Genomic DNA, 9593 nt, shown 5'->3' on the forward strand with positions numbered 1-9593 from the left:
AAACGCCCAGAGACTACGCGCGTGCGCTTTCGACCGTGATGACCTCGCAGTCGAGGTGGCTCCGCAGGTAGCTGTCGATATCCGGGTTATCTGTAAAGCGCTGGAAGATCCGCCGCAGACGACTCGCCTGCTTGCTGCCAATAACGACGGCGTCGGCCCGCTCCGCGGCGACTTCGTCGAGGATGCTCTCCTCGACGAGAAAGCCGGTTCGGACGACGTAGCGAGCCCGCTCGAGGCGGCCGAACGCGTTTTCGACGGCATTTTTCAGGTCGATACGCGTCACTTTCTTCCCGTTCTGGTAGAGGTCGACGTGGAGGACCGTCAACGCTGCCTCGCGCTCGCGAGCGACCTCGATAGCCTGCTCGAGCGTTCGCCGCGAGTGCTTTGACAACGGATACCGAACGGGAACCACGACCAACGACATTAGCCGTTCGAACGTTTTCCGGCCGGGTAAACCTTTCAGTACGGACAGTCTACCCTGCGAACTTGTCTCATATGGTTACCAGTACCACTGGTCGAATTCGATCGGTGTCATCGGTACAGTTTGCTGCTCGTGGCGGCGAATCCGACCCGGACAGACAGTCATTTACCGGGAGCGAGCGTACGAACGGCCAGCATGCAAACCTTGTCGACCGACGACGGCGAAACCGTCTACATTTCGGAGACGGACGGCGACAGGGGATCGAAGGGGGCGTTTCTCGTCGCCTTCGAATCCTCCGACGCGGAGCGCCGATACGGCTGGTTCTGTACGAACTGCGAGAGTCTGGATAACGCGATGGACTCGATGGGCCGAATCAAGTGCAACCGGTGTGGTAACTTCCGCAAGCCCACCGAGTGGGACGCCGCCCACGAGTGAGCCTGTCGGCCCCTCGACCCCACTCCGCGCCCATTGATCGGACAGAGCATAAGAGACGATTACTGGTCGGTTTCCCGTTTTGAGCGGATATTGACGGATCGAAAGCCACGGATAGGTCTCGATCAGTGAGGCGTAACCCGATATTCTCGTCACGTACTAACATTTATGGTGGATGCCGACATAGGTCGTAGTGAATGGGTCCTGTTAACATGCGACTCGTCGAGCAGGCCAGGTCGATCTTCGCTGAGCTGGGCTACACCGTCGAAGGCAACGGCCCCGAGTTCCGTGCCGAACGAGCATGGAAAGTCGTCCACGTCAACACCGTCCTCGAGACGGGCGAACTCCCGTCGTCGGCGTCGGGACAGTTCCACTGTTTCGTCGCCGAACCGGACGACGCCGACGACCTCGAGGCGCGACTCGAACACGCGAATCCGAACTACGAGTGGGCGATTATGGTCGTCGACGGCGAGGACTATCAGGTCGAACGAGCACCACCAGGACCACGAGTAACAGCGTAGAACAGCGTCGAACGGCGTCGAACGGACGGCCCCAAAATCGGCCGTCGCGGCAATTCCTTATTTTTCGAGCGCGCGTCGCGTCGCAGTCACACCGGCACCCGGATCGACAGCCGCGCCCATCGACTCGAGGACATCACCAAGTGCCGTCACCACGTAGATGACGTTCTCGGGTCGTGCGGAGTGGCCCATACAGCCGATCCGGAAGATCTCACCGGCGAGGTCTCCCAGCCCGCCGGCGATCTCGAGGTCGTACTGGTCGATCAGGGCGTCACAGACTTCGCCGTCGTCGATGCCGTCGGGGACGCGGACGGCGTTGAGACTCGGCAGCCAGTACTCGTCAGGGGCGTTCATCTCGAGACCCATCGCCTCCATGCCGGCTTTCAGCGCGCCGGCAAGTCGCTCGTGGCGCGCCCAGCGGTCTTCGATTCCCTCCTCCGCGACCAGTCGCAGGGCCTCACGGATCGCGTAGACGTTCGTGATCGGCGCGGTATGGTGGTAGGCCCGTTCGTCGCCCCAGTAGCCCTCGAGCAGGGAGAGGTCGAGATACCACGAGCGCGGGTCCTCCTCTCGGGAGAGGACCTTTTCCATGGCCTCGTCCGAGAGGGTCAGCGGACTCGCGCCCGGTGGACAGGAGAGACACTTCTGCGGACCGGAGTAGGCCACGTCGATGTCCCACTCGTCGACTCGCAACTCCACGCCGCCCAGCGAGGTGACGGTGTCGGCGATGACGAGCGCGTCGTGGTCGTGGGCCGCGGCGGTCAGTTCCGGCACGTCGGGCTGGAGGACGCCCGTGCTCGTCTCCGCGTGGACGAAGCCGAAGACGTCGGGGTCGTGTTCGGCCAGCGCGTCCGCGACATCGTCGGGGTCGAGCGGTTCGCCCCACGGCGCGTCGATCTCGACGACCTCGCCGCCTGCGCGTTCGGCCATCGAGGTCATCCGGCCGCCGAAGTAGCCGTTCGTCGGGACGAGCATCGTGTCGCCGGGTTCGACGACATTTCCGATCGCGGCCTCCATCGCCGCCGATCCGGTCCCCGAGACGGGGATCGTCCACTGGTTGTCCGTCCGGAAGGTATACCGCAGCAACTCTTGGACCTCGTCCATGATCTCGATGAACGAGGGGTCGAGATGCCCGACGAGCGGCGTGCTCATCGCCCGAAGCACGCGCGGATTCACGTCGCTCGGACCGGGCCCCATCAGGGTTCGGTCCGGCGGAGTGAGTTCGCCAACGGATGGCGCGCGAGCCGTCTCGTTCGGCGCTTCCTGTGCCATGGGCGTGTGCTCGAGTGCCACTCGCAAAGACCTACCGGCAGCGGCGAAGTATCGGCCCGCGACTGCCGCCGACTGTGTGGTACACTCACTCGAGGCAGCGATCAGTATAAGACCACCCATCACGTAGCCGATACGTCGTGTTTATTGGTCACGCCCTGCTCGCGTTCGCCCTCGCAGCACTGGTCGCCGACTGGCGCGGCTGGGAGCGCCGACAGGCGCTTCTTGTCGGAGCCATCGCGGGCGCGTTCGCGACGATTCCGGATATCGACGTTACGTACGCCCTCGTCGGCCTCCTCGAGTGGCAGGCCGGCGACGGCGCGCTCGGCGCGTCGACGGCGTTCTGGGACGCCAGCCGGGGCGTCCACCGCTCGGTCACCCACTCGCTGGTCGTCGGCGCGATCGCTGCGCCGGCGTTCGGCCTGCTCGGTGTCCGCGGCTACTCCCGTCGAACACGGCTCGTTCGATCCGTCGGGGTCGCCGTCCTCGTGGCGCTCGTCGCCATCGCGTTCGTCTGGGGCGGCCCTATCGCCGCACTCGTTACGAGTCTGTTCATCATCAGCGGCAGTGTTATCGCTCGTCTGATCGCCCGTCGCTCGAGTGTGTCGCCGGCGACGGTCGGCGTCGCGGCGCTCTGGGGGCTCTGGTCGCATCCGTGGGGCGATCTCGTCACCGGTTCGCCGCCGGAACTGTTCTTCCCATTCCCCTCGCCCGTCCTCGAGTCGCGGGTCGTTCTCCACGCCGACCCGACGCTGCACCTGCTCGGCGCGTTCGCGATCGAACTCGCCGCGATCTGGCTCGCGCTCGTCACGATTTGCCGGCTCACCGACCGGTCGCTTCCCGCGGTCGTCGACCGCCGAGCCGCGGTCGGCGCGGCTTACGGGGTCGCCGCGCTCGCGGTGACGCCGCCGACCCTCGAGGTCTCCTATCACTTCGTCTTCTCCATCCTCGGGGTCGGCCTCCTCTGTGGTGTCGTTCGAGGGCCATCCGCGCCGACCTACCCCGACTTGTGGTCCCGAACGCTCCCGCGTCCGTCGATCGACTCGACGCTCGAGGTCGCGCTCACCGCGGTGACTGCCGTGACCGTCGCGCTCGCGGCGTACGCCCTGGTCTACCTGTTCGTCGTTCCCGCGTGAGCGGCGGCGCGTTTCGGTCGGCGACAGCGGTATCTCATCCGTCGACTACATACGTTTTAGTGAGAACGGGCGATACCAGTCACTGTGTCTCAGACTTCACTCGAGGAACTGATCGCCGACGGCCGAACGAACGCGGCGGTCGCGTGGCTCTTGGTCGTCGCGATCGCGGCTATCGGCGTCGGCGAACTCGTAACCGGTGGCGTTCTGTGGGCGACGTTCGCGGCTGTCCTCGTCGCCCTCGCGTTGCTCCCGCCGATCGCCTTCCGGTCGTCGCTGGCGATGCTTCCCTGGGAAGTGCTGTTGTTGGCCGCGCTGCCCGTACTCGGCATGGCCATCGGCGCGAGCCGATTGACCGGCCACTTCGCGTCGTACCTCTCGGTCGCGGCCATCGCGCTCGTCCTCGCCGTCGAACTGCAGTCGTTTACGCCCGTGGAGATGACCCCCGGCTTCGCCATCGTTTTCGTCGTCGTGACGACGACGGCCGCCGCGGGGCTGTGGGCGCTGCTGCGGTGGAGCGCCGCCCAGCTGCTCGGCATCCCGTTTACGGCCGATCACGACGCGGTGATGTGGGAGTTCGTCTACTCCGCCCTCGCTGGGCTCGGCGCCGGCGTAGTCTTCGAACTGTACTTCAGACGGTTCGTCCGCCCCGAACACCGTCTTCCCGAGGACATCCAGCCGCCCGCGGAGGTGGACGATGCGTAACCTCGCGAGCCGACTCCCGTCCCAGCACCGCCAGCGCCAACTCACCTACCTCATGGAGATCGGACTGATCGGCATGCTGTTCGTCGGCATCGAGCGCGGCAACGGCGGGATCGTGATCAACACCGCGGTGGCGCTGGCCGTCACCCAACTCCCCCCGATCCTCGAGCGCGACTACGAGATTCCGATGGATCCGCGGCTCACCCTCTGGATCACCACCGCCGTCTTCCTCCACGCGTTCGGAACCGTCGGCATGCCGGGTGCCACCCGAACGCTCTACAGTCAGGTCTGGTGGTGGGATCACATGACCCACGCGCTGTCGGCGTCGCTGGTCGCCGGCGTGGGGTACGCCACGGTCCGCGCGTTCGACGAACACGCCGATGGCGTCCACCTCCCGGGGAAGTTCATCGCGGTGTTCATCCTCCTGTTCGTCATCGCCTTCGGCGTCCTCTGGGAGATCCTCGAGTTCGCCATCGCGCTGTCGGCGCAGGCACTGGGGATCAGGGCGGTGCTCACACAGTACGGACTCGCCGACACGATGCTCGATTTCGTCTTCAACTCGATCGGTGGCCTCGTCGTGGCGCTGTGGGGCGGTGCCTACCTTACCGACGTCACCGGTGCGATCCGGGATCGTCTCGAGACGCGGTCCGACTGATCGTCACGTCTCGTGGGCAATCGTCGCGATTTCGGCCCGAACGGACGCCGTGTTTTACGTTCCCACAGTACGTAGGATCGGGAGCCATGGTATTCAAGAAGATCACGCTCATCGGTACCAGTCCCGAAAGCTTCGACGCCGCGGCCGACGACGCCATCGACCGCGCGGAAGCGACCCTCCAGAACGTCCAGTGGATCGAAGTCGACGAACTGGGTGTCGAAGTCGCCAGCGCCGACGACCGGGAGTACCAAGCCGAGGTCACCGTCGCCTTCGAACTCGAGGAGTAGGCAAACGGTCTCCGTGTCGACTCGAGACCCACGGCTCAACTTTTTCGAACCCGTCGCTCGCGAGTCGTGACTACGGAGTGACGAGCCACAACAGCGAAAACCGATGACGGCGACGGCGGTGAGGCGCGCCCGAGCCTTCGGCGCGTTACGTTCGGAACGATTCGCCGCAGCCACACTCGCTGACGACGTTCGGGTTGTCCACGTGGAACCCTTCGGCCTGCAGGCCGTCCTCGTAATCGAGAACGCTGCCCTCGATGTACTTCAAGCTCGCCGGATCGACGAACACCCGCAGATCGTGGTGCTCGTAGATGGTGTCGTCCTCGTCGGGCTCGTCGTCGAACCGCATTCCGTAGGAGAGACCGGCACAGCCGCCCTGCTGGACGAACAGCCGCAGGCCGGCCTCCGTTACGTCGAGATTCTCGCCCTCGAGCAGGGACAGCGCCTGCTCGGCCGCGTCTTCGGTGACTTCGATCTTCGGACGCGTGTCAGCCTCCCCGCCATCCATACTGTCCGTGCTCATACCCACTCATTTCGGCGCGACGATGTTAACTGTGACGCCATTCGGTCCCGAACGGACTAGCTGAATCCGGTTACACGCCGTCTCGGCCGCGTAGATTCACTCGCCGTAGCAACTCGAGCGGCCGCGACGCGACCGGTAATACGTCCCGAACTGCTGTTCGTCGTTTCGCGAAAGCTCGATGTCGTGTTTCGCGAGGAGTTCGAGCATCCGCTCGAGGTCGCAGTCGTACCACATCGAGAGGAGCCGCACGTTCCGCTGTGCGTAGTCGTAGTTGCGCTCGAGGACGCGCCGGTCCATCGGGTCGACACGCGGTTCCATCTCAGTAGTCACTGCGTCCTCCAGCTACGTAAAACCAATTCGCGACTCCGGAACCTGAAACTGCCGGCGAATGACGGTTTCGTTGGTGATTACTGCTGTCCCGTTCCGTCCCCGAGTCGGGTTCGAACGCTCTCGGCGTGGGCCTCGAGTCCTTCGGCGTCCGCGAGCGTGGTAATCGTCTCGCCTAAATCGGCGAGTCCCTCGTTCGAAAGGCGCTGGACCGTCGTCGATCGGAGGAACGTCTCGACCGACAGCCCGCCGGCGACGCGCGCGCCGCCGTTGGTCGGCAGGACGTGGTTGGTTCCGCTGGCGTAATCGCCGGCCGCAACGGGAGTGTTCGGCCCGAGGAAGACGCTGCCCGCGCTGTCGATGCGCGCGAGGATCGACTCATCGTCGTCGGCGATGATCGAGAGGTGCTCCGGCGCGTATTCCTCGGTGAAGAGGATCGCCTCGCTCATCGACCGAGCGCGGAGGACGCCGCTCGCGTCGTTCGCGAGCGCCTCCCGGATCACGTCTTCGCGCTCGCGTGCGCTTGCCTGTTCGTCGACGGCTGCGGCCACGGCCTTTGCGGTGTCTTCGTCGTCGGTGACAGCCACGACCGACGCGTTGGGGTCGTGTTCGGCCTGCGCGACGAGTTCCGACGCGACGAGGTCGGGGGCCGCGCTCTCGTCGGCGACGACGACCACTTCGCTCGGTCCCGCGAGGAAATCGATCTCGACGTCACCTCGAACCTCGGCCTTGGCCGCGGTTACCCACTTGTTTCCGGGGCCGACGATCTTCTGAACGCGGGTGATCGTCTCGGTACCGTAGGCCAGTCCCGAAATCGCCTGCGCGCCGCCGACGCTGAAGACCGCGTCCGCGCCCGCGGCGTGGATCGCCGCCAGCGTCACCGGATTCAGCTCCTCGGCCGGCGGCGTGACGACCGAAACGTGGTCGACGCCAGCCACGACCGCCGGCACGACGCCCATGATCGCACTCGAGGGATAGGCCGCCGAGCCGCCGGGGACGTAAACGCCGACGCGCTCGAGCGGCCGAAAGCGGCGGCCGAGTTCCCGTCCCGTCTCGAACTCCCGCCGCCAATCCTCGGGGAGTTGGGCCTCGTGGAACTCGCGGACGTTCACCGCGGCCGTCTCGATTGCGTCCCGGATCTCGGCGTCGATCTCCTCGTAGGCCCGCTCGCACTCGTCGGTGATCTCGAGGTTCCCGACCTCGACGTCGTCGAACTCGCTCGTGAACTCGCGGACGGCGACGTCGCCCTCCTTGCGGACGCGGTCGACGATCTCGCGAACGTCTCCTCGCACCGCCTCGATGCCGGCGTCGCGCTCGAAGAAGGCCACGCGGTCGTCCGGCCCGAGGTCGGCGATCGTCTGCACGTCGATTGTCATGCCTCGAGATTCGAGCGGCGGGCGAAAAACGGTTTCCTTCCGCTCACGTATCGGGGTCCTCGACGTTCCAGATCCCGGCGGCGTCGAGGGTCGCCCTGACGAACAGGTAGACGAGCAGTGCGAAGCCGATGACCGCAAGCGGTGCCTGCAGCATCTCTGCGGTTTCCGTCCCGAGAACGATCCGGCCGATCCCGCGTACGAAGAAGCTCACGATCACGAGCGCGAACGCGATGACCGCGAGCTTGACGAATCCCGATCGATCCATGGCTACTCCTACGACTACGGTACATAAGTCGTGTCGGTCGTCGCCTCGCCGGTATCGATTGCCGTCCCCGACTGTGCAACGACCGACGACCGTCGAAACCGTGGTGTAATCGATTGCTACCGGGCACAGAGATAGCGATCAGAGACCGAGAGGCCGGTCTGTTCCGCTGTCGACGGTGCAAGCAAGTCATAACTATTCGTCCGACGCCGGAGTCTTCGAGTATGTGGCCGTGGGAACACGCTATCGTCGGTTATCTTGCCTACTCGCTTTGCTGTCACACCGTTTTCCGCGAGTCGCCGGGCGGCCTCGAGGCATTCGCCGTCGTCTTCGCTGCCGTCCTCCCCGACCTGATCGACAAGCCGCTCGCGTGGGAGTATGGCGTCTTCGACGTCGGCTACGGGATCGGTCACTCGATCTTTTTCGCAGTCCCGCTGGTGATCCTCATCGGAACGATCGCACACGCGGGCGCACGGCCGCGAGCGGGCCTCGCCTTCGGACTGGGATACCTGTCGCACATCCCCGCCGACATCGCTGATACCGCGTTCCGGCAGGGCTATCTCCTGATCGAACTCGCGCTCTGGCCGATCGAAACGGTCGAGGGACAGCCGCCCGGGCCCGGGGTCATCGAGGCCTTTTTGTTGCTGTTCGGCCGCTACGCCGACGACATCGTCGCGGGAAACCTCTCGACGTACCTGTGGATCCAGATCGGCCTCGCCGGCTTCACCGCGCTGGTCTGGCTCCTCGATGGAGCACCGGTCCTCCGTGAGTGCCTGCAAGTGAGTCACCAAGCCATCAGTGGACTATTGGGACGAGAGACGACCGCCTCGAGGGAGAACGAGCCGAATCGACGATAGGACAGCGAGTTCGCTACACCCTTCTCACCCATCCACCCATTGAGAGCCAGCAGACGTCGTTTTGCTCATTGGGGCCCGGCAGTTACGAGTCGTCCGGGGTTAGCTTCGTCTCGCGAATCCGGAACCTCGTTTTACCCGTCTCTTTTCATCCATGGTGGCACCGAAAACGTCGAACGAAGAGGACAGCTGCGCACGGGACTTTCTATCAGCGGCTGGTAGCGCTCGAGCGTCCCGCTCGAGCACACTCTGACGACAGCACCCACTCGTGGTCATCGTGTAGGAGCTCACCCTCACGTGAATGCCCAACGTAGAGCAATGCGCAGCCGAGACGACGGCCTTATGTGTTCACCCGGCTTTCGACAGTAATGCGAACGACGTGGCGCTCGCCGCCACGTTCCCTCCGGCCGCAACCCGGCGCGGGGGTAGGCACTGTATCCATCTCTCGTCGAGGACCCGATTCGGTTCGGATATCCTCTCTCGAGGGTACTCGGATCGTCGTGACCGACGCCGGACGACGGCGTTGCAGTACGATGCCCTTATATGATCTGGGCTCGTACTGTGAATCACGCGAAAGTCCTCGCCGGATGCGGTTTTCGGCGTGGTCTTGATCCGACGCCCTTATATGTACGAGGGCAGTTGGATACAGACGCGAAAGAAGATGTGATCGACGGGACGTTCAACTCGTCCCGTCATCCCGGATGGTTCCGGTCCGAAGGGGTTATGTACCCCAGACGGCCTACGAATACATCCGCACGAGATGAGGATTCCACCCCTGCGGTCCGCCGTACAGATGGGATCTGATGTTAGCCTTGGTAGTTCGGTGACGCCCGCTCG

General features: G+C 64.6%; 13 protein-coding genes. 7 read left to right on the plus strand and 6 right to left on the minus strand.

What is annotated here, in order from left to right; translation table 11 throughout:
* Positions 1–13: 13 nt before the first annotated feature.
* Positions 14–424: a universal stress protein gene (locus ACJYUO_RS05630; protein WP_494344401.1), complete on the minus strand. Its 411-nt coding sequence runs from the start codon at positions 422–424 to the stop codon at positions 14–16.
* A 192-nt stretch (positions 425–616) separates the two neighbouring features.
* Here ACJYUO_RS05630 and ACJYUO_RS05635 point away from each other — a divergent pair, with 192 nt between their 5' ends.
* Both ACJYUO_RS05635 and ACJYUO_RS05640 read left to right on the plus strand, forming a co-directional pair.
* Positions 617–856 carry a DUF5816 domain-containing protein gene (locus ACJYUO_RS05635; RefSeq protein ID WP_006430164.1) on the plus strand — a complete coding sequence of 80 codons (240 nt, stop codon included), beginning with the start codon at positions 617–619 and terminating at the stop codon, positions 854–856.
* Between the two features lie 209 nt (positions 857–1065).
* Positions 1066–1374, plus strand: a complete 309-nt coding sequence (locus ACJYUO_RS05640; RefSeq protein ID WP_494344439.1) for a DUF7116 family protein — start codon at positions 1066–1068, stop codon at positions 1372–1374.
* A 57-nt stretch (positions 1375–1431) separates the two neighbouring features.
* Here ACJYUO_RS05640 and ACJYUO_RS05645 read toward each other — a convergent pair whose 3' ends face one another.
* Positions 1432–2643: a pyridoxal-phosphate-dependent aminotransferase family protein gene (locus tag ACJYUO_RS05645; RefSeq protein ID WP_494344402.1), complete on the minus strand. Its 1212-nt coding sequence runs from the start codon at positions 2641–2643 to the stop codon at positions 1432–1434.
* 137 nt (positions 2644–2780) lie between these two features.
* Between ACJYUO_RS05645 and ACJYUO_RS05650 the strand changes: the two genes are divergently transcribed.
* From ACJYUO_RS05650 to ACJYUO_RS05665, 4 genes are all read left to right on the plus strand, one after another.
* The gene (locus tag ACJYUO_RS05650) at positions 2781–3776 is read left to right on the plus strand and encodes a metal-dependent hydrolase (RefSeq protein WP_494344403.1); all 996 of its coding nucleotides are present in this window, start codon (positions 2781–2783) and stop codon (positions 3774–3776) included.
* An 84-nt stretch (positions 3777–3860) separates the two neighbouring features.
* Positions 3861–4478 carry a hypothetical protein gene (locus ACJYUO_RS05655; protein ID WP_494344404.1) on the plus strand — a complete coding sequence of 206 codons (618 nt, stop codon included), beginning with the start codon at positions 3861–3863 and terminating at the stop codon, positions 4476–4478.
* Positions 4471–5130 (plus strand): DUF2238 domain-containing protein, encoded by a 660-nt coding sequence (locus ACJYUO_RS05660; protein ID WP_494344405.1) that lies wholly within the window; start codon positions 4471–4473, stop codon positions 5128–5130. The genes ACJYUO_RS05655 and ACJYUO_RS05660 overlap by 8 nt, the downstream gene beginning before the upstream one ends.
* 86 nt (positions 5131–5216) lie before the next feature.
* A complete protein-coding gene (locus ACJYUO_RS05665; protein ID WP_006180927.1) occupies positions 5217–5417 on the plus strand; it encodes a dodecin in 201 nt (66 codons plus the stop codon).
* A 145-nt stretch (positions 5418–5562) separates the two neighbouring features.
* On the opposite strand, the gene ACJYUO_RS05670 is transcribed toward ACJYUO_RS05665, so the two are convergent.
* The 4 genes from ACJYUO_RS05670 to ACJYUO_RS05685 all read right to left on the minus strand — a co-directional run bounded on the left by ACJYUO_RS05670 (position 5563) and on the right by ACJYUO_RS05685 (position 7905).
* Positions 5563–5937 carry a HesB/IscA family protein gene (locus ACJYUO_RS05670; protein WP_138245200.1) on the minus strand — a complete coding sequence of 125 codons (375 nt, stop codon included), beginning with the start codon at positions 5935–5937 and terminating at the stop codon, positions 5563–5565.
* Positions 5938–6033: 96 nt separating this feature from the next.
* On the minus strand, positions 6034–6255 hold the full coding sequence (locus ACJYUO_RS05675; protein WP_494344406.1) for a hypothetical protein: 222 nt from the start codon (positions 6253–6255) through the stop codon (positions 6034–6036).
* A gap of 89 nt (positions 6256–6344) precedes the next feature.
* The gene (gene hisD, locus ACJYUO_RS05680; RefSeq protein ID WP_494344407.1) at positions 6345–7640 is read right to left on the minus strand and encodes a histidinol dehydrogenase; all 1296 of its coding nucleotides are present in this window, start codon (positions 7638–7640) and stop codon (positions 6345–6347) included.
* Positions 7641–7683: 43 nt separating this feature from the next.
* Positions 7684–7905: a hypothetical protein gene (locus ACJYUO_RS05685; RefSeq protein ID WP_494344408.1), complete on the minus strand. Its 222-nt coding sequence runs from the start codon at positions 7903–7905 to the stop codon at positions 7684–7686.
* A 221-nt stretch (positions 7906–8126) separates the two neighbouring features.
* Between ACJYUO_RS05685 and ACJYUO_RS05690 the strand changes: the two genes are divergently transcribed.
* Complete coding sequence (locus ACJYUO_RS05690; protein WP_494344409.1) at positions 8127–8759, plus strand: metal-dependent hydrolase; 633 nt, start codon at positions 8127–8129, stop codon at positions 8757–8759.
* The last annotated feature ends 834 nt before the right edge of the window (positions 8760–9593 follow it).

It is taken from the genome of Natrinema sp. CRL1, assembly GCF_059162405.1.